Annotated in this window: 17 protein-coding genes and 2 riboswitches; of the genes, 9 read left to right on the top strand and 8 right to left on the bottom strand. The window is 38.8% G+C overall.

Annotated features, from left to right (window positions below):
• Positions 1 to 109 precede the first annotated feature (109 nt).
• Positions 110 to 1,606, top strand: coding sequence for a BglG family transcription antiterminator (locus ACSR9O_RS17565; protein WP_491724829.1), 1,497 nt, complete (start codon positions 110 to 112; stop codon positions 1,604 to 1,606).
• A gap of 358 nt (positions 1,607 to 1,964) precedes the next feature.
• Here the strand turns inward: ACSR9O_RS17565 and ACSR9O_RS17560 are convergent, their stop codons facing one another.
• The 7 genes from ACSR9O_RS17560 to galU form a co-directional block, all read right to left on the bottom strand.
• On the bottom strand, positions 1,965 to 3,149 hold the full coding sequence (locus ACSR9O_RS17560; protein ID WP_260358636.1) for a CynX/NimT family MFS transporter: 1,185 nt from the start codon (positions 3,147 to 3,149) through the stop codon (positions 1,965 to 1,967).
• Positions 3,150 to 3,205: 56 nt separating this feature from the next.
• Entirely contained in the window at positions 3,206 to 3,883 is a 678-nt protein-coding gene (locus ACSR9O_RS17555) for a FadR/GntR family transcriptional regulator (protein ID WP_491724828.1), read from the bottom strand.
• A gap of 447 nt (positions 3,884 to 4,330) precedes the next feature.
• The gene (locus ACSR9O_RS17550; protein WP_101223522.1) at positions 4,331 to 5,662 is read right to left on the bottom strand and encodes an amino acid permease; all 1,332 of its coding nucleotides are present in this window, start codon (positions 5,660 to 5,662) and stop codon (positions 4,331 to 4,333) included.
• A gap of 490 nt (positions 5,663 to 6,152) precedes the next feature.
• Positions 6,153 to 6,326 carry a hypothetical protein gene (locus tag ACSR9O_RS17545; RefSeq protein ID WP_157831042.1) on the bottom strand — a complete coding sequence of 58 codons (174 nt, stop codon included), beginning with the start codon at positions 6,324 to 6,326 and terminating at the stop codon, positions 6,153 to 6,155.
• A gap of 91 nt (positions 6,327 to 6,417) precedes the next feature.
• Complete coding sequence (locus ACSR9O_RS17540; protein WP_491724827.1) at positions 6,418 to 7,812, bottom strand: cytochrome P450; 1,395 nt, start codon at positions 7,810 to 7,812, stop codon at positions 6,418 to 6,420.
• 197 nt (positions 7,813 to 8,009) lie between these two features.
• Positions 8,010 to 8,150, bottom strand: a complete 141-nt coding sequence (locus ACSR9O_RS17535; RefSeq protein WP_230178076.1) for a hypothetical protein — start codon at positions 8,148 to 8,150, stop codon at positions 8,010 to 8,012.
• Positions 8,151 to 8,372: 222 nt separating this feature from the next.
• Positions 8,373 to 9,233 carry a UTP--glucose-1-phosphate uridylyltransferase GalU gene (gene galU / locus ACSR9O_RS17530; protein ID WP_101223339.1) on the bottom strand — a complete coding sequence of 287 codons (861 nt, stop codon included), beginning with the start codon at positions 9,231 to 9,233 and terminating at the stop codon, positions 8,373 to 8,375.
• A 168-nt stretch (positions 9,234 to 9,401) separates the two neighbouring features.
• Between galU and ACSR9O_RS17525 the strand changes: the two genes are divergently transcribed.
• The 6 genes from ACSR9O_RS17525 (at position 9,402) to ACSR9O_RS17500 (ending at position 16,907) form a co-directional block, all read left to right on the top strand.
• Positions 9,402 to 11,075 (top strand): DUF6044 family protein, encoded by a 1,674-nt coding sequence (locus ACSR9O_RS17525; protein WP_491724826.1) that lies wholly within the window; start codon positions 9,402 to 9,404, stop codon positions 11,073 to 11,075.
• A 15-nt stretch (positions 11,076 to 11,090) separates the two neighbouring features.
• Positions 11,091 to 12,113, top strand: a complete 1,023-nt coding sequence (locus ACSR9O_RS17520) for a glycosyltransferase family 2 protein (RefSeq protein ID WP_101223337.1) — start codon at positions 11,091 to 11,093, stop codon at positions 12,111 to 12,113.
• Positions 12,073 to 12,528 carry a GtrA family protein gene (locus ACSR9O_RS17515; protein ID WP_101223336.1) on the top strand — a complete coding sequence of 152 codons (456 nt, stop codon included), beginning with the start codon at positions 12,073 to 12,075 and terminating at the stop codon, positions 12,526 to 12,528. Before ACSR9O_RS17520 ends, ACSR9O_RS17515 begins: the two co-directional genes overlap by 41 nt.
• 346 nt (positions 12,529 to 12,874) lie before the next feature.
• Positions 12,875 to 13,021, top strand: a riboswitch (cyclic di-AMP (ydaO/yuaA leader).
• A gap of 138 nt (positions 13,022 to 13,159) precedes the next feature.
• The gene (locus ACSR9O_RS17510; protein ID WP_230178231.1) at positions 13,160 to 14,986 is read left to right on the top strand and encodes an APC family permease; all 1,827 of its coding nucleotides are present in this window, start codon (positions 13,160 to 13,162) and stop codon (positions 14,984 to 14,986) included.
• Between the two features lie 265 nt (positions 14,987 to 15,251).
• Positions 15,252 to 16,106, top strand: a complete 855-nt coding sequence (locus ACSR9O_RS17505) for a RhaT/GlcU family sugar-proton symporter (RefSeq protein WP_101223334.1) — start codon at positions 15,252 to 15,254, stop codon at positions 16,104 to 16,106.
• Between the two features lie 15 nt (positions 16,107 to 16,121).
• Positions 16,122 to 16,907, top strand: a complete 786-nt coding sequence (locus ACSR9O_RS17500) for a glucose 1-dehydrogenase (protein ID WP_101223333.1) — start codon at positions 16,122 to 16,124, stop codon at positions 16,905 to 16,907.
• A gap of 65 nt (positions 16,908 to 16,972) precedes the next feature.
• On the opposite strand, the gene ACSR9O_RS17495 is transcribed toward ACSR9O_RS17500, so the two are convergent.
• Positions 16,973 to 17,518 (bottom strand): NADPH-dependent FMN reductase, encoded by a 546-nt coding sequence (locus tag ACSR9O_RS17495; RefSeq protein ID WP_101223332.1) that lies wholly within the window; start codon positions 17,516 to 17,518, stop codon positions 16,973 to 16,975.
• Positions 17,519 to 17,940: 422 nt separating this feature from the next.
• Between ACSR9O_RS17495 and ACSR9O_RS17490 the strand changes: the two genes are divergently transcribed.
• Positions 17,941 to 18,408 carry a GNAT family N-acetyltransferase gene (locus ACSR9O_RS17490; RefSeq protein WP_491724825.1) on the top strand — a complete coding sequence of 156 codons (468 nt, stop codon included), beginning with the start codon at positions 17,941 to 17,943 and terminating at the stop codon, positions 18,406 to 18,408.
• Positions 18,409 to 18,548: 140 nt separating this feature from the next.
• A riboswitch (SAM riboswitch) is annotated at positions 18,549 to 18,660 on the top strand.
• 256 nt (positions 18,661 to 18,916) lie between these two features.
• The gene (locus tag ACSR9O_RS17485) at positions 18,917 to 19,939 is read left to right on the top strand and encodes a methionine ABC transporter ATP-binding protein (protein WP_491724824.1); all 1,023 of its coding nucleotides are present in this window, start codon (positions 18,917 to 18,919) and stop codon (positions 19,937 to 19,939) included.
• Positions 19,940 to 19,945 lie beyond the last annotated feature (6 nt).

The following is a 19,945-nucleotide window of genomic DNA, read 5'->3' as shown; positions in this document are numbered from 1 at the left end:
TTTTTAAAAAAGAGTGAGGTAATTTTTAATATTAGGTATTAATACTCAACTTATATATTAATAGTTTTAGTAAGAAAAGATATGAAAATCAAAAGTTAAAGGTGATTGTATGAATCGATTTACTGACCGCTATTCAAAACTGCTGTATCATTTATTTTATGAGGATAACTGGTGTAGTTTAACGGAGCTATCAAAAAAAACAGGTTATTCGAAAAGCACATTATGGCGGGATATATTGCATATGAGTTCAAATCTTCCACCTGAATGGAAAATTGATAAGAATGAAGTGCAGGGCGTAAGGTTAATGAAACCTAAAAACGGCACCTTGGAAGAGCTTTGGTTTCATCTTAAAAGTGAAAACACCTATTTTCAAACCTTGGAATTAATTCTTTTTAACAATGGAGTAACGATAAAATATATTACTCAAAAAGTGCATATTAGTCGCTCTTCAGTGTACCGACAGTTAGAAAAAATAGAAGAAGTATTAAAAAATGCCGAAGTTCATTTATCAAATAGTCCGTTTAAAATTGTTGGGGATGAAATAAAGATTAGAAGATTCATCATGCAGTATGTAGAGTATATGTCCGGCAATTTAAATGATTTTATTACTTCCTTTAATCTTAAGGAGTTTCAAGACACTTTATTGGAGCTATTGAAGGAACATTCAACTTCTTTACACATGGGTGCCATACAAAGACTAGCGATAATCCTTCATATCTCCAACATTCGAATAACCCATAATTGTTTTGTGACATTCCCAAAAGTGGTTATAGATGAAAATGAAACATCCACAGCATTCGAAATATCAAAGAAACTATTTAAATTCATGGTGAAATGTCCAAATAGGGAGAAACAGATTTCTGAAATTTTATTTTTTTCTTTATATTTTATGAGCGAAGAAATGTCTTTAAATCGTACCCAAGAACTTCGGTACATTCGTTCCAAATTTAATTCGGATAGCGGTAAGCCTTTAGGTCAATTTTTAAGTAATCTATCAAAGAAAATTGGGCTGGATGTTTCTCAGGATGATATTTTCATGTACGAATTTGCGCAAACTCTTCGTGGGATATCGTTTGACTTACAGTTAAAAACGGATACGAGAATAAATAATATTTTGCAATTCGTTCCTTATTTTGAGAATAATGAGTTATTTGTGATCATTGAAGAAATAGCACAATACATATCGGATGAATTTGCTATTTCTTTTGAAAATATAGAAGTATTAGAGATATTCATGTTGGTCCAAGCTTCAATTTTAAGAAAACAAAACCAAATGGTTATAGAGACTGCATTAATTTGCCGATCATATGTAGAGAAAGGTTATATTCGTGAGGTATTGAAACATCATTTCGGAAACAAGCTAAATATTTATGTTATGGATTTTTCCGATATAGACTCACTTTTCAGAAAAAATGGGTTTGATATCTTAATAACCACAGATTTAGGGCAGTTAATTAATATTGAACACATTCCTGTATATAAAGTTTCTTCATTTCCAACTCCCTCTGAATTAAAAGAAATTAAGATGTTCACTCGAAAGAATTTCATTGATCGGTATGGTTTAAATCCTAATATTTTATATCCATTTGAAGAAGACATTGATTGAGATCAGTCTTAAGGCATTTATTCACTTTGTACTTTACCCCACTGATAACGAACAGTAATATGCAGCAAATAATTTTACCTCGTCTAAGCCTAGGTCATTTCTTTTTTCTCCAAAAGGAGAAGGTGGAATTTACTTATCTGACAGAGTTTAAGGTTGATAATTTACTAAAGGTAAGGGATCCACGAAATTACCGAAGCGAGAACGCCATACATTCCTTCTCAATTTATACCACAGACCATTCTCTTTAATCGAAACTAAAATCACGAAATAGGAACCTGTCTTACTGCTATCAGTGGCTGGTATGTAAATGGCCCCGGTACAATACCGGGGCCATGGCCGTTTAGAACCTTTACTGGCTTTATTGAGTAGTTACATATTCATTATTTCCTGCACGCATTCCAACAATGAAAATAAGTGCCGATATTGCGGCCAACATCAATAAGGGAACTGTCCAGCTGTGTGTAATGTCATGAAGCAAGCCGAATAATACTGGTCCAATGGCAGCTAAGAGGTACCCGAATGATTGAGCCATTCCTGATAATTCCGTCGCCTCATGGGTGCTTTGTGTTCGAAGACTAAAGAACATCATCGATAAACTGAATATGGTTCCAACTCCAATCCCGATCAATATCATGCATACTGGTATGAAGAGAGTGCTTCCGTATAATATGCCGAATATCCCTGCAATAAGGAAGACGACAGGCGGGATCACTAACAGACGCTGACTTTGTAAGCGTCCAGCTAAAATTGGCACAAGGAATGTTATTGGAATGACTGCAAGCTGCATGATGGAAAGCATCCAGCCAGCTTCATCGGCGTTCAGGCCTTTTTGCTCCAGGATTTCCGGCATCCAGGTAATTACTGTATAGAAAATAAACGATTGCAAACCCATGAAGAATGTAATCTGCCAGGCTAAACCAGAACGCCATAAGTTAATCTTTTTATCCTTTTGTGCCGTTTGTACATCCTTACCTGAGTTGAATGGCCGTCTTATTTGCGGCATCCATAAAAAAACTGTAATAAGTGATAAAATTCCCCAACATCCAAGGGCACCAGCCCATCCCAACCCCGATGAAGAAGCAAGGGGAATGCTGATCCCTGAACCTATTGCGCCACATAAATTCATGGAAACAGCATAGGTTCCTGTCATCAAACCGATGTTCCTGGCAAAGTTATGTTTAATCAGACTTGGTAACAATACATTGCCTATTGCAATGGCCAACCCGATTAAAATGGTCCCTATGAACAATGTCGGCACTCCGCCAACTGAGCGTATAACAATTCCGATTGTTAGTAATATCAAGGAAAGGAAAAGCGTAAGCTCCATTCCAAAACGCCGTGCTATCCTAGGTGCAAACGGTGATAATAAAGCAAAGGAAAGCAAAGGCAATGTCGTTAATGAACCTGATAATGTATTGGATATCCCCAAGTTATCTCGGATCGAAGTGACAAGGGGGCCAACCGAAGTTAAGGGAGCCCTCAGATTTGCCCCCAGAAGAATGATTCCGATGATGAGTAGTCCAACTCTGGGTTTAATATCCATTTTAGTTTGTTCTAGTTGATTTGCCGCTTGATGAATGCCCATAATCTCCTCCTTACTTACTCTATAGATTTTTTGAATTGTGCAATGTATTCATTCACTGTTTCGGTTGCCCGGTTCACATTTTGTTCGATGATGGCATCTACAAGTTTGCAATGAATGTTCAAATGAAAGTTCACATCAGAACTCATCTCCACTATCTGATGGATGGATTCATGCAGGGAGTGTTCCATATGTTCGTACAAATCAATCAATAAATCATTATGTGATGAAACCATAATCGATTTATGCAACTGTATATCGGCTTCTTCGTAAGCCTTGATATCCCTTGCTTCGGCAGCTTTACTGCATGCTGAAATATGAAACCGCAATTGTTCTATATCTTCTTGATTACGTCTTAATGCCGCTAACTGAGCTCCCTCTCTTTCAAGGGCATGACGGACCTCTAACGTTTCTAATAAACTTGACTGCTGGATCCTTCTTTCAAATGCTGCCCCCAAGGCACTTGATGACCTTACGAATGTCCCCTTTCCTTGTTTCGTTACTAATAGCCCTGCATAAACAAGTGATCGTACAGCTTCCCTTAATGTATTTCTGCTTACATCGAACTGTTGGATCAAGTCCATTTCAGGGGGAATTTGATTTCCAATTTTCCATTCACCTGATTCGATTAACGATTCGATTTGGGAAACCACTTGCTCTACAAGTGATAAGCGATTTGTTTTAGATATAGACAAGATACACACCTCTAATTTGTAGGATGATTGGGTCATTGGCTATTTTAACATATGTATGTTGAAAATGGAGCAAACGAGTATTTTAAATCCAAATTTGTTTCCTTTTATTCTTCAGAAAAAAATTTCAGAAATCCGCTCCCTTTCAGCCGACTGCTTGCCATGCCTCATCAAAGCAAGCATCTAGCGGGGTCTCGACTAGCCAGTTATTCAAAATTCTTCAATCCAAGTGGGTTTCATCCAAAACTCGTAACCCAAGTTTGTTTAAAATCATTGTGAGGGGTGAGACCATTTCAATTGATGGAACCGCCAGTTGGTCCATAGTTTTAAAAAAACATTCCAATCGACGTTCGAACTGTATTAGCACTAAAAAGACTGAAGGCAAACTCGACTTTCTTCGAGTTTGCCTTCAGTCTGAAATCCCCATTAAAGTCAGGGGGGATAATATTTCTATTTTTTTTGTTTGACAATAAAGGAAAGAAGGATAAATATCACTAACGTGACAAGACATACTGTGGTCCCAATGATGTTTTGCTTATTAAAGATAAATGCCAAAAAGATAATGCTTAATGCCGTGATGGCTAATATAGTTGTATATGGGTACCATTTTACCCGGAAACCTGGTTTGCCAATGTATTGCTTACGCAGCTTCAATTGCGCGGAACAAATACTGATCCATAATAATAAAACTGTGAATCCAGGAATGGCCATAAGGTAGCTTAAAATCAGGTCGGGGTACAAATAGGATAAAAACACACCAGCCAATATGCATAATGTAGTTAAAAATATACCATTAAGCGGGATACCCTTTTTTGTTGTTTTTAAAAATGCCTTAGGCGCTTCCCCATTATGGGAAAGAGTGAACAGTGTCCTTGAAGTAGCGTATATACCTGAATTTGCAGCTGATAAGACAGCGGTTAAAAGAACGAAATTCATGATATCGGCGGCTCCGGGAAGACCCGATAAGCTGAAAACCTGAACGAAAGGACTTACTTCAGTGCTTACTTGGTTCCAAGGTATTACCCCGCAAATAATAAATATCGGCAAGACATAGAAAAGAATCACCCGCCATACTGTTCCTTTAATGATTTTTGGTATGACTCGCTGACTATCTTTTGTTTCCGTAACGGCTACACCAATTAATTCTGCGCCACCATATGAAAACATTACCACTAAAAGTGCACTTAACATTCCGTCAATTCCTTTTGGGAAAAAACCACCATGTTCCGTGTAATTAGAAAATGAAGCAGTACTAGGAAAAAGTCCTAGCATGATCAAAGCTCCTAAAATAATAAAGGCAATCAAGGTTATTATTTTAATTCCTGCGAACCAAAATTCGAGTTCTCCATAGTATTTTACTTGAAACAAATTAATTCCTATAATTACTGAAGCGCAAAGTATACTTAACAGCCATAATGGTACTGTAGGAAACCAATATTGTAGAAAGCTTCCGGCTGCGACTATCTCTACAATGATCACGATAATCCAGTTAAACCAATAGAGCCATCCGACAATGAAGGATAGTTGAAACCCAAAAGCTTTATTAATGAGATGCTGTACGTTCAAATTAGGAAAAGCGGTTGCCATCTCTCCTAATGCGGCCATTACAATAAATAACAATAGCCCCCCTATTAAATAGGCTATTACAACACTTGGACCTGCCATATTTAATGTATCGGAACTCCCCTTAAAAATCCCTGTTCCTATCATTCCGGCTAGAGCAATGAACTGGACATGCCTCGGCAATAGGCCCTTTTTTAAATCTTGATGAGTCTTCTCCATTTTATTCATGCCTTTCCTTTTAATAAAATAGTCTATAAGTAAAACTAGGAAGTTCTTCTGCTATTGAACGCTTTCACGCACTAAAGTACTATATTAATATATCATGAATCGGAAAAATGTCAATTTAGGCAAGTGAACTGGAATAGATTCCTAATCAGCAAAACAGGAATAGTTTTTATTATCTAAAAGTATTTGGATTTTATGAAATAAATCAAAGGAAAAATTAACAAATCGGCGTAAGGCACTATATTGAAATAAATACATATTGTAAAGAGAGAAAAATAATTCTGTTTAATCGCAGTATTTCTGACATTTTGTTGGTAGTGAATAAGATGATGTAATCAGTTCAAGTCCTTCCATAAATATGTCAGGTTGTGATGGCGGTTTTGGATTTGGGGTTATGGAACATACTGCTGAATAACAAAAAACCGACCATTCAAGGTCGGTTTTTCTTTTAATATAAGGTACGAAGCGGGAGAAGCTAACGAGACTATCCGTTTTCATTTAAAAAGGGGAGAAGGGGCGGCTGTGGGTGTTCGGTTTCTTGTATCGGGTCAATTTCGCTTAGAAATTCCAAATAACCGGAATATACCTGCGAGGCCATCCCTAAATAGTGCAATTCAGTGTGAATGATTCCCTTCCGTGGTGAATGGAGCATATACATTTTTTCATCCCTCCTTTCCAAAAGAATAGGCAAGCCTGTTATAGGCGGTAATCGAACCAATGAAATGTTATGTTTATATGAGATTTTCACTTTAAAAATTGGATGCGCCAGGTTCGAAGGCTTCTGAATCTCTTTCTTCTATCACCATGCGCAGTCCACTCTTAGGTCTGAGTGTAAGGGATGGAAGGGGGGGTACTTCATGATGATCATGTGCAAGCTTTATCCTATACCGCTTTGCAATGCAGGCCAGGACAAACACCGCTTCCATCATCGCAAAATGATTGCCGATACAAACCCGCGGCCCTCCGCCAAACGGAAAGTAAGCGAACGCAGGCAGGCTTTTCATGAAGTTATTTTCAAATCTTTCAGGAATAAATGATTCCGGTTGATCAAAATACTCTGGATCATGCTGCATCACATAAGAACTTATTAGAATCATATCGCCTTTTTTAAAGCGATATCCTCCTATTACGACATCCTCCGTCACATCACGGGATAGGATATACAGTGGCGGGTAGAGGCGAAGTGTTTCATGAATGATATTTTGAGTGTATGGTAATTTCATGAAGTCTTCAGGCTTGGGTGTCCGGTGACCGATTATGCTATTCACTTCACTGAAAAGCTTGGCTTGAATTTCTGGATGCTTCGAAATTGCGTACAGTGCCCAGGAAAGAGCATTTGCTGTCGTTTCATGACCGGCAAGGAAAATAGTCATCAATTCATCACGGACCTGATGGCTTGTCATACCCAATCCGTCGTCGGCATCACGTGCGTCCATCAGGATCCCAAGCATGTCTTCATGTTTTACTGTGTCGTTCTTCCGTTTTTCAATAATGCCGTAAATCACTTTATCAAGTCTTTGTATCGCCTTTTTATATTCACGGTTGATTTTGGTAGGTACCCATAATGGCATACGGAAAATCTTTCTCATCCTTTTGACTGTAATTCTCAAAGCGGTTTCCAGCGGTTTTCCAACAATTTCATACCCATCCTTGAATTCCATGCTGAACATCGTCTTGCTGATTATCCCGAGAGTGATGTCCATCATATCCTTCGTTATGATCCGTTCTTCATCATGTTGCCAAGTTGATATATAATCCATTGTGGTATCAATCATATCCTTGGCGTATTGGCTAATATGATTCTTTTTGAAAGAGGGTTGGATAAGCCTTCTCTGTCGCATATGAAAGTCTTTTTCGCTTGTAAGCAAACCTTCACCGATAAGCGGTTTTAAAACATTGAAGTCCTTTGATTTGATGAAGGATTTTTGTTTTGTTACGAGTATTTGTTTTATTAAATCAGGATTTAAAACGTGATAAACATTTTGGAATGGGCCCAAACGGAATTTAGCGACTTCTCCATATTCCTTGGCCAATCGGGTCAGAAAACCAATGGGATCTGCTTGAAACTCCTTTGTATGTCCGGAAATCACCCTTCCTTTTGGAACCTTTGGAGAAGTGCGGAAGACATCATCAGCGTGGCTCAATGTGGTTTTTCCCCTTTCTTTAAAATAATTACATGTAATCATTCTATGAGGATCAGTTAAATTGGTTTGGACAAGTCTTTAAAGAAAGGGCGGATAATTCTATGGAAGTAATAAGGTTATATAAGAAGCCATAAAAAAACTCTGGCTGAATAGAGCCAGAGTTTTTCATGAAAGCTTTAGATTTGATGATGTGGGATTTACCTTCTTTCTTCATCGTCCCTATGTTGGAAGCGATCATTTTTTTCTTTAATGGGCCCGCCAAATTCTGCATTGATTTCCTTTACCACTTGATCTAGGAATTCATCTGATATTATTGGATTATTAGTTTTTTTATGCATGTACAATCCTTTCTGGATATCGTTGTTTGGATAAATAATGAAGTATACGTTATCAACATAACCTCACTTTTAATAAATTATTCTTTCTTTGTCCAACATTTTCACTTGCATTTACATTTCACGGAAGCATTTATAAAAGACTGTTATATCTAGTTTAGTGATGATGGTATGTGGAAATAGCCCAATCACCTCTAGGTAATTGGGCGTGGGTTATATACTTGATTAAGGGAACAGCTGCCTTAAATATGTTATTAGCTGATCACGAAGTTCAGGTCGTTTCATGGCGAAATCTATTGAAGCCTGAAGGAAGCCGAATTTATCGCCGACGTCATATCGATTTCCTTCGATGATATACGAATATAATGGTTCCTTTTCTAACAAAAGGTCTAAAGCTTCGGTAAGCTGGATCTCCCCCTTCCGGTCGGGCTGTACGGTTTCAAGGATTTCAAAAATCTCAGGTGATAAAATATATCGGCCAATAATCGCCTGTGTTGATGGTGCATCCTCCACTTTTGGCTTTTCCACTAAGTTTCTTACCAGAAATAAATCCTCATATCGTTCTTGGAAATTTACGATCCCATACTTGGAGACATCGGCAGGTGACACTTCCTTACATCCGATAATGCTCGCTTGAACCTTGTTATACCGTTCCATCAACTGCTTCAAAGCTGGAACCTGGCTATCCACGATATCATCCCCTAACAGGACGGCAAAAGGTTCGTTTCCGATAAAAGTTTTGGCACATAATACTGCATGCCCGAGACCTAATGGTTCCTTTTGTCTTACATAGTGGATATCCACCATGTTGGAAATGTTCTCCACGATCTTAAGCAGCTCATTTTGACCTTTCATTTGCAGAAGCATTTCTAGTTCAATGGATTTATCGAAATGATCTTCAATGGCACGTTTGTTTTTACCCGTAACGATGATAATATCTGTAATCCCTGATTGAACCGCTTCCTCGATAATATATTGAATGGTCGGCTTATCGACAATCGGCAGCATTTCCTTTGGTTGAGCTTTCGTAGCAGGTAAAAATCGTGTTCCTAAACCGGCTGCTGGAATCACCGCTTTCTTTATCATAGCCCAGCCCCTTTTTAAGGTACTTTTATATGCTTTTAGTTCTACCCTTCATTTTATGTAGCCATTGGTTGACCTATATCAAAATAGGTTAAAATAAATTCCTGAAAAAGAATAGATTTACCTTTGAAGCAAATATTATGGATATATGAATTTGGTCAAGAGGTGTATATGTTGCCAATTGAAAAACAAGAGAGAACACAAATCCTTTTTGCCTTACTCGTCATTGTTTTATATCTTTCTCCTTTATTCATCCTTGGAGAAAATGCGCATATTCGCGTACATGATAATTTGGACTCCAACATTGCCTGGTATAAGGTCCTTTCAGAAAGCGGTGAGTTATTCGGTGCGATAGATGCCGAAATTCCCCAAATCATGAATGGTCTGCCCCGAAATGCCTTTGGCAGTGAGTTCAGTATTATCGTGTGGCTTTACGCACTTTTTCCGACAATGGTTGCATATGCAATAAGCCAGGCATTAACAAGATTTATTGCATTCTTTGGTATGTATATCTTATTAAAGAAACATTTGGTTACAGGAAGCCAATCAGGTTGGATCAGGGTTGGAACATCCTTGGCCTTTGCCCTTACCCCATTTTGGCCGTCGGGAATGCTCAGTACACTTGGGATGCCGCTTGCACTTTGGGCTTTTTTGAATATTCGCAGCAAGGACCATTCGTGGAAGAATTATTTGGTCCTTACACTTTTGCCGCTTTATTCAAGCATTGTGCTTGGTTTTTTCTTTTTCCTTGTTGCAATGGGCTTTCTTTGGTTAACGGATGTGATCAGGAGAAAAGGGTGGAATATAACGTTTCTTCTTTCGATCGTGTATATGACCTTCATTTTTGGTTTGGTGGAGTACCGTTTGGTGTCTTCATTCATTTTTGATTCGGAGCCAAATAGCAGAGATGAATATTTTCACGCAAGGCTGCCGCTCGATTGGGTCATCAAGCTTACTTTCAAAAATTTCGTTCTTGGACATACGCATGTCATGACTGTACATGCGCTTATTATCCTGCCGATTACAGTCTTTGCCCTTTATATCATTCTGACCAAAAAACTGTGGCGACAGGAAAAGGTATATGTATTTTTATTCGGCTTGAACTTTATACTCTCAGCATGGTACGCATTCTGGTTTTATAAAGGCTGGGTTCCTTTGACGGAAAGGTTTCACACCCTGGATACATTTAATTTTGCCAGATTTCACTTTTTAAGGCCGATGGTGATTTATTTGGGCTTTGCCCTCGCGATAAAAATCATTTGGGAACACAGCGATTATGCTAAGAAAACCCTTTCCATTTTCATCGCCGTCCAAATTATGATCTTAATGGGCTTCAATGAAGAAATCACTTACAATAAAAAACCATCTTTTAAAGAGTTCTATTCAGAAAGCCTTTTCCAGGAAATAAAAGATCATATTGACCTTCCACAGGAAGAGTATCGTGTTGCTAGCATTGGGCTGCATCCTGCAATCGCACAATTTAATGGATTTTACACGCTCGATAGCTATAACAATTTCTATCCGCTTTCTTACAAACATCAATTTCGTCAAATAATTGAAAACGAATTGGCTAAGAATAAAAACATCAGAATCTACTTTGATGAATGGGGAGGACGTTGTTACCTATTTACCGATGAGCTTGGGAAGCATTATATGTTCAAGAAAGGCTCGAAGAAAGAGCTGGAAAATTTGGATCTTAATATGGATGCCTTTAAAGGATTAGGTGGCAAATATATATTTTCTGCCATCCCAATCAACAACGCGAAGGAGAACGGATTGGTGCTAGATGGGGTTTTCACAAAGAAGGGAAGCAAATGGAAAATTCATTTATACAGAGTCATGTGAAAAGGGGGGAATAGAATGAATTCACCGATAGTAACGATTGTTGTACCTTGTTATAACGAAGAAAGCGTTTTGCAGGATACCATTTCCCAGCTTTGTGGATTGATGAGGGGATTAGTCGAAGAAAACGTTGTTTCTGGTCAAAGTAAAGTCCTGCTGGTTGATGATGGAAGCAAAGATCAAACTTGGAAGATCATTTATAAGGAAACGATCAATAATGAATTGGTTCGCGGGCTAAAGCTTTCCCGGAATGCAGGACATCAAAATGCACTCCTGGCAGGATTGTTTACAGCCAAGGAAGCCTCGGATTGTGTGATTTCCATTGATGCAGATTTACAGGATGATATTCAAGTCATCCCTGAATTCATTCGGAAATTCAATGAAGGATGTGAAATCGTATATGGTGTCCGCCAGAAAAGGGACCTTGATTCATTTTTTAAACGGACATCTGCAACTGGTTTTTATAAATTGATGAACAAGATGGGGGTTAACCTTGTCTATAATCATGCCGATTTCAGGCTGATGAGCAGAAGGGCGATCGCGGAGTTGGAACGATTTGATGAAACGAATCTTTTTTTAAGGGGGATTGTCCCGCTTATTGGGTTTAAGACGGATTCTGTTTATTATGACCGAAAAGAAAGATTGGCTGGGGAAACGAAATATCCATTTAAGAAGATGGTTGCTTTTGCGCTTGATGGCATTACTTCCTTTTCAGTTACACCGATCCGGCTTGTATTATGGCTAGGATGTCTTTCCTTTTTCATTAGCTTACTCTTTGGGTCTTACTTTTTATGGTTAAAGTTTTATGGGCAGACCGAAACTGGTTGGACCTCATTAATCACCTCCATATGGTTGATCGGCGGACTGCAGTTGATTGCTGTCGGCTTGATAGGGGAATATATCGGAAAAATCTATAATGAATCCAAACGCCGGCCTAAATATATTGTTGATCTTGATTTATTTAATCCGCTCGATTTAAAAAAACGGGAGCAACTAGACAATGAACGGAACAGTATTGAAAAACTATCTAAAACACACTAACTCCTTTATCCGCTTTTTATTGGTTGGAATAGTCAATACAGCGGTTGGACTTTCCATCATGCTTTTTCTTATGAACGTTCTTGAATTATCATACTGGGTCTCCACCTTTTTCGGCAATGGAACGGGAGCTGTAACGAGTTTTCTTTTGAACAGGACTTTTACCTTTAAAAGTGATATAGAATGGCGGCGAGGAGTTGCCCGTTTCTTTTGCGTCATCCTGATTTGTTATTCCGCCGCTTATTCTATAGGCCAAGCCATTGCGGAATCACTGGAAGGATCCGTCCATTTATCCATACAACAAAATTTGGCTGTTCTCATAGGAACAATCTTTTATACCGTGCTTAACTATATTGGCCAGAAATACTTTGTCTTTAAAAAAAGCAATCTGAGACCAATTCAAGAAGGAAGGAACTAATTAGGTGAATCAGTGGAATAGTGCCCCTATTGGACGGGAATAAAAGCGGAATTTGATATTTAATGCAAGTTTACCCTTTTAATGACGATCCGAGCTGGGGCAGATCTGGTTAATTCATCGCATTCTTCATTAAGGTGATTTTTTTCCTTTTCGGACCACCTTTTGTTCATTGGCCCCTGGATTTTGACCTTTACTTACCTCCTTTCCTACCTTCGAATCATGTCATTGCATGACTTATGTTATATAAGCCAAGAACAAAACCTCACTTACAAAGAATTATTTATTTTTGAGCAAAATTTTCATTTACATTTCCATTTCACGGGAGTATGATAATCAACAGTTTCATATTTCTAAATCGCTTAAACCTTATGGTGCGGGGGACCCGTTATTGGGATTGTTTACAATCCAAGGGGTGAATCCTTTTTAAAAAGGTAGGGCTACTCTTAGGTCCGAATCCGACAGCTAACCTCGTAAGCGTTATATGAGAAGGAAGGTGGAGCTTGTTAGACAAAAAAATTGATGTCTACAGGTCTATTTAGCTATGACTTGTAGGCATTTTTGTGTTTCGTCTAGTTTTTTGCTACAGCTGGGTAACATAAACTTATAAATTAACTATGGTGGTGAAATCTTGATGTTATCTTCTATAAAGAGGTTCTTGATTGGGAGACCTTTAAAGTCAAATGCACTTGGTGAACAAAAGCTTAACAAAACAAAGGCTTTGGCGATATTATCTTCTGATGCTTTGTCTTCGGTTGCATATGGGCCGGAGCAAATATTGATCGTCCTGATCACGGTCGGTGCTGCAGCATTCTGGTATTCCATCCCTATCGCGATCGGAGTATTGATCCTCTTAACTGCTTTGATTTTGTCTTATAGACAAATCATTTTCGCTTATCCGCATGGCGGGGGGGCCTATGTGGTTTCAAAAAACAATTTAGGAGTCAATCCAGGGTTGATAGCTGGAGGATCTTTATTGGTAGATTATATATTAACTGTGGCTGTAAGTGTCTCTGCAGGTACGGATGCAATCACGTCCGCTTTTCCTGGCCTGCATTCCTATAATGTCGTCATTGCCATCATATTCGTGATTCTACTTACAATCCTGAACCTTCGGGGGGTTACGGAGTCAGCCTCTGTTTTGGCCTATCCGGTGTACCTATTCGTTTTAGCCTTGTTCATCTTGATCGGTGTTGGAATTTACAAGATTTTAACAGGAGGAGTTTCACCTGAATTGCACACATCAATCGGGACTCCGGTAGCGGGCATCAGTTTATTTATACTGCTAAGAGCATTTGCATCAGGAAGCTCCGCCTTGACAGGAGTAGAAGCAATTTCCAATGCAATCCCGAACTTTAAAGATCCAGCCCCGAATAATGCTGCGAAAACTTTAATAGCGATGGGTTCATTGCTAGCTGTATTATTTTCGGGAATCGTATTCTTAGCCTATTATTTAAGCATTGTTCCCAGCGCAGAGGTAACGGTCGTCTCCCAGATTGCTGAAGAGATCTTTGGACGGAATTTCATGTATTTCTTCATACAAGGTACGACTGCCCTGATCTTGATACTTGCGGCCAATACTGGCTATTCGGCTTTCCCTCTGCTTGCGGTAAATCTGGCGAAGGATAAATTCATACCAAGGGCGTTTACGATCAGAGGGGACCGATTAGGGTATTCCAATGGAATCATCATACTGGGACTTGCATCCATCATCTTGATTGTCGCATTTGAAGGACATACTGAAAATCTCATTCCGCTTTATGCGGTAGGGGTATTCATTCCATTTACGTTGTCCCAGACTGGCATGATCGTTAAATGGGTTCGCGAAAAGCCAAAAGGCTGGATGATGAAATTAACCATAAATTCAATTGGTGCCATAATTAGCTTTATCGTCACGATGATATTCTTTTTAACCAAATTTACTCAGGTTTGGCCTGTTTTGATTTTTTTACCTATCATCATTTTAATTTTTCATCGGATTAAAAAGCATTATGAAGCAGTTGGTGACCAACTAAGGATTACAACATGCGAGCCGATCTTACCAATTGAAGGAAATATCATTATCGTACCTGTGGCAGGTATAACTCATGTGGTTGAGAACTCTTTAAATTATGCAAAATCGCTCTCAGCAAATCAGGTCATTGCCGTTTATGTTGCTTTTGAAAGAGAAGATGAAAAGAAATTCGGAGAAAAGTGGAAAAAGTGGCAGCCGGATGTCAGACTCGTTACACTGAATTCTTATTATAGAAGTATCATTCAGCCACTAACTAAATTTGTGGATACAGTTGAACATAAGGCGAGTGAATCCAATTATAAAGTTACGGTGGTCATCCCCCAATTCATTCCGAAGAAGGGATGGCACAATATACTTCATAACCAATCAAGTTTACTGATTCGCGCCTACTTACTTTATAAAAGAAATGTGGTTGTAACGACAGTGCCATATCATTTGAAGAAATAAGTTCCATATCTATAACTGGAAGCAAACCTGCATAAGGTTTGCTTTTTTTATAATCTTATAAAGGGAAAGACCGCAGTACAGCTGTCTTTTCTCCAACTAAACGCTCCCGATATTATTAGCATCGGAAGCTTTCTTTGTGATGAACACTATTTTTGCAAAAACACTTCATAAAATTACCAAGGGTCAATTCAAATAAAGCGAACATATTAAAAAGAAGACAAAATGAAATTTATTAGCTTTGAACTTACATATATGGGGGTTGAATATGGATATATTATTAGCTCTCTTGCCGGCACTATTCTGGGGAAGCATCGTTTTATTTAATGTGAAACTCGGGGGTGGGCCATATAGTCAAACACTGGGTACAACCATTGGCGCATTGATTTTTTCAATAGGTGTTTATATTTTTGCCGATATTAAGTTGTCATTTCTCGTGTTTGGAGTCGGGGTTGTCTCTGGATTGTTTTGGGCCGTTGGACAAGCTAATCAGCTTAAGAGCATTGATTTAATGGGAGTATCCAAAACGATGCCGATATCTACTGGAATGCAGCTCATTTCAACGACTTTATTCGGGGTCATCGTTTTTAACGAATGGTCCACAATGAAAGCGATCATTTTAGGCGTCTTGGCATTAGTTTTCATTATTATAGGAATCGTCTTGACCTCACTGGAGGATAAAGAATCAAAAGAGGGCAAATCGGGAAACTTGAAGAAAGGAATTGTTATTCTCCTCATCTCGACATTCGGTTATTTGGTTTATGTGGTCGTGGCTCGTCTTTTCGATGTTGATGGATGGTCAGCGTTGTTCCCTCAAGCGATAGGGATGGTGATAGGCGGTCTGTTATTGACTTTTAAACATAAACCGTTTAATAAATATACGATTCGCAATATCATTCCGGGATTGATATGGGCTGCAGGGAATATGTTTTTATTCATATCCCAGCCCCGTGTGGGAGTGGCCACTAGTTTTTCCCTTTCGCAAATGGGCATTGTCATCTCAACTCTCGGCGGGATCATCATTTTACGTGAAAAGAAAACGAAACGCCAACTAATTGGAATCATAATCGGAATTATCTTGATCATCATTGCTGGGATTATGCTCGGGATGGCAAAAAGTTAATTGGAGGGTGATTAAATGTATACAGATTTAGAAGGTAAGGTCGTTGTTATAACCGGTTCATCCACTGGTTTAGGGAAAGCGATGGCCATTCGCTTTGCCAAGGAAAAGGCAAAGGTCGTGGTTAATTATCGCACTAAATCAGAGGAAGCGGATAGTGTAATGGAGGAAATCAAAACAAATGGCGGGGAAGCAATTGCAGTAAAAGGCGATGTCACCGTTGAAGAAGATGTGATTAATCTTGTTCAATCAGCGATAAAGAATTTCGGGAAACTCGATATATTCATCAATAATGCAGGAATTGAAAATCCGGTTCCGTCTCACGAGATGCCGTTAAGCGACTGGAATAGGGTAATCAATACCAACTTAACGGGAAATTTCTTGGGCTGCCGTGAAGCTATCAAGTATTTTGTCGAGAACGACATTAAAGGGAATGTTATAAACATGTCCAGTGTACATGAGATGATTCCCTGGCCTTTATTCGTTCACTATGCTGCAAGCAAGGGCGGGGTGAAGCTGCTTACGGAGACACTGGCACTTGAATATGCACCAAAGGGAATCCGTGTGAACAGCATTGGTCCTGGAGCCATCGCCACGCCAATTAATGCCGACAAGCTTGAAGATCCCGAAAAGAAAAAGGATCTTGAAAGCATGATTCCGATGGGGTATATCGGAAAGCCTGAAGAAATTGCTGCGGTTGCTGCATGGCTGGCATCTTCAGAGTCCAGTTATGTAACGGGCATCACTCTATTCGCTGACGGAGGAATGACGAAATACCCTGCATTCCAGGCGGGAAGAGGATGAATTTTGTTTAATGATGCAAAAAGACTCCCAGCAGGCTCAAACCTACTGGGAGTCTTTTTTTATCATTAACGAGTATGATGATTATACCAGCTAATGAAATTATCGACGACCGTATCGATAAACTGGACAGTCGACTCATGTGTAAGCCTGCCTTCGTTATCGATTTTGTCATGCACTGCACCAACATATACTTCATTCCCTGGAAGGAGTGGGGAGGCGATGCCTATTGCGAATAAGATTTCACGCAAATGCAATTGAGCTTTAACCGTTCCTAATTGCCCCATTGAAGCACCCATGATCCATGATGGTTTGCCGATCAAGACTTTATCGACACGTGATAACCAATCGATTGCATTGCCCAATACACCTGGAATCGTACCGTTGTATTCAGGAGTTACCCACAAAACTGCATCTGCTTCGGCCACTTTGCTTTTAAATTCTTTTACAACTGATGGAGGGTCATTTTCAATATCTTGATCATAAAAAGGTAAATCCCGAATGTTCAATATTTCGAGATCGAACCGATCTTGATATCTAGATTGAATATATTTGGCAAGCTTAAGGTTGTAAGACTCTTTACGGATACTTCCCACTATTGCAACAACTTTCATCTTCAATACCTCCAATGATTTTTATAATGGATAATCATGTAAATGTATTCCACTTACCTATTATAATTGGAATGTAAATGAAAGGGAAAAAGGATGCTTGGAAAAAAGTTGAGTTAGAGCTTAATAAACAAATTCCTCTCGAACATTCATTCACTTAGGGTTACCCTGCAAAGTTAGACTCGAAAATTAAATAGATTTGTTTGTGCCAATCCAATCCCCATTACTAGAACTCACCAAACAATATTGCATTTGTTTTTAATTTAATATTATGGCCATTCCTATAGGGATTAAGGAAAAATCCTTTCAGAGAAAATGAAATAAGACGCTTGAAAAAGTAAATAATGAAATATCATGAAGACCGTAAGTGAAATGAGTTTTTTTGCTTGAAAACTATTTTACTAAAATGATAGGAGAGGATGAAGTTGATCTTTCGTACCATTGATACGAACAAAGATAAAGATATTATCATTAAATTCAGGAAAGATTCCTTTGTTGTAAGTTTTGGATCTGAGGCAGGTTTTGGAGATGAAAATACATATCTGCAACGAATGGAAGAAAGGGTCCGCAAATTCCCGGGGGGACAGGTGATCATTGAAAAGGACCAAGTACCGATTGGGCAAATGGAACTTCGAATTCGGGCGTATGAAGGAACTGAGATCGGCTATGTAGATCTATTTTATCTTATTCCCGGATACCGCAGTAAAGGCCTTGGCAAGGAAATGGTTCGCTATGCAGAAAACTTTTTCGGGCGATTTAATGTATCTGAATATCATTTAAGGGTTTCTCCGGATAATCAAAGGGCGATTCGCTTATATAAGAATTCAGGCATGATGAAGATAAGGGAAGAAAATGAAATATACCCAGTATGGAGAATGGGCAAATCATTATAGAATATAAAATTTAAACTATATTAATATAATTAAAAAGCGTCAATCACTATACTGTGAAAATATTTTAACCGATGAAAAATATAGTTGACTTTAGAGAAATTAGAATATATAGTGAAGGACATAATTAAATATAACGTTAATTCTTATCAAGAGATGTGGAGGGACTTGGCCCTATGATACCTCGGCAGCGGGTTTTTACTTTTGTAAAAATACTGTGCTAATTCCAACGGACGAAAGTTTGAAAGATAAGAAGGAGCTTTTCTTAGATAATTAATTTAAGAGTTTACTCTTTTTTATGTCTAAAGAGGCCTCTTCTGTCTGATGACGGAAGAGGCCTCTTTTGTTTATTCAAAATGTATATGGTTATTAGGAAATTTGGTGCAATTACTCATGAGTTTCGCAGATTTACTCGTGAGTTTCGAATTTAACCCTATCATTATGAAGCGTTGCAAAGCTCTTCTCTCTGGATAATGAATTCGTACAAATAAACAACATGGGGGGAGATTGGATGATTGAGTTTCAAAATGTTAAAAAGGTATATCAAACAAAGAAACAGACTGTCGAGGCTTTGAAGGGCATTAATTTGACAGTGGAAAAGGGGGATATATTCGGTGTAGTCGGTTATAGCGGGGCCGGGAAGAGTACGTTGATCAGGTTGGTCAATTTGCTTGAACATCCTTCAGATGGTTCGGTGATTGTTGGGGGCAAGGATTTAACCAAATTGAGCGCGAAGGAATTGCGGGCAGAAAAGAAAAAAATCGGGATGATCTTTCAGCATTTCAATTTGCTAAACTCAAAGACCGTTTTTGATAATATCGCCATGCCGCTGATTTTATCGGGAACCCCTGGTAAAGAAATCAAAAAGCGGGTAGGCGAGCTGTTGGAGTTCGTTGGCTTATCGAGCAAAGCAAAGAGTTATCCGGAACAATTATCCGGCGGTCAAAAGCAGCGGATCGGCATTGCGAGAGCATTGGCTACCAATCCATCGATCTTATTGTGTGATGAAGCTACCTCGGCATTGGATCCGCAAACAACGAGTGCTGTTCTGCAGCTCTTAAAGAAAATCAATAAAGAATACAATATTACCATTCTGCTAATCACTCATGAGATGTCTGTCATTCGGGAAATTTGCAATAAGGTAGCGGTCATGGAGGGCGGATGTGTCGTTGAACAAGGTTCGGTTTTCGAAGTTTTTGCGAAGCCGCAAACGGATATTGCAAAAAACTTCGTGAGAACGGTCATACATGACGAAATTCCACAAAGTTTCCTAAAAAGCATAGGGTCCCATATCCCGATTATTTGGAAAATTAATTTTATTGGGACTACTTCGGGTGCTCCTTTGCTTTCAACCATCTCGAAGAAATATGATGTTCATTTAAGTGTTTTATCAGCCAATATTTCTGAAATTCAGGAAACGCCTTTCGGGAATTTGATCATCGAAGTGACCGGGAATAAAAATGAGGTGGACAAGGCTTATCAGTATATTAAAGATGAGGGGATTCTCGTCCAGGAGGTGCAGATAAATGGGTAATACGCT

It is taken from the genome of Peribacillus sp. B65 (assembly GCF_058513295.1).
The sequence above is the reverse complement of the archived record's forward strand: the minus strand, read 5'-3'. Positions and strand labels throughout refer to the sequence as shown.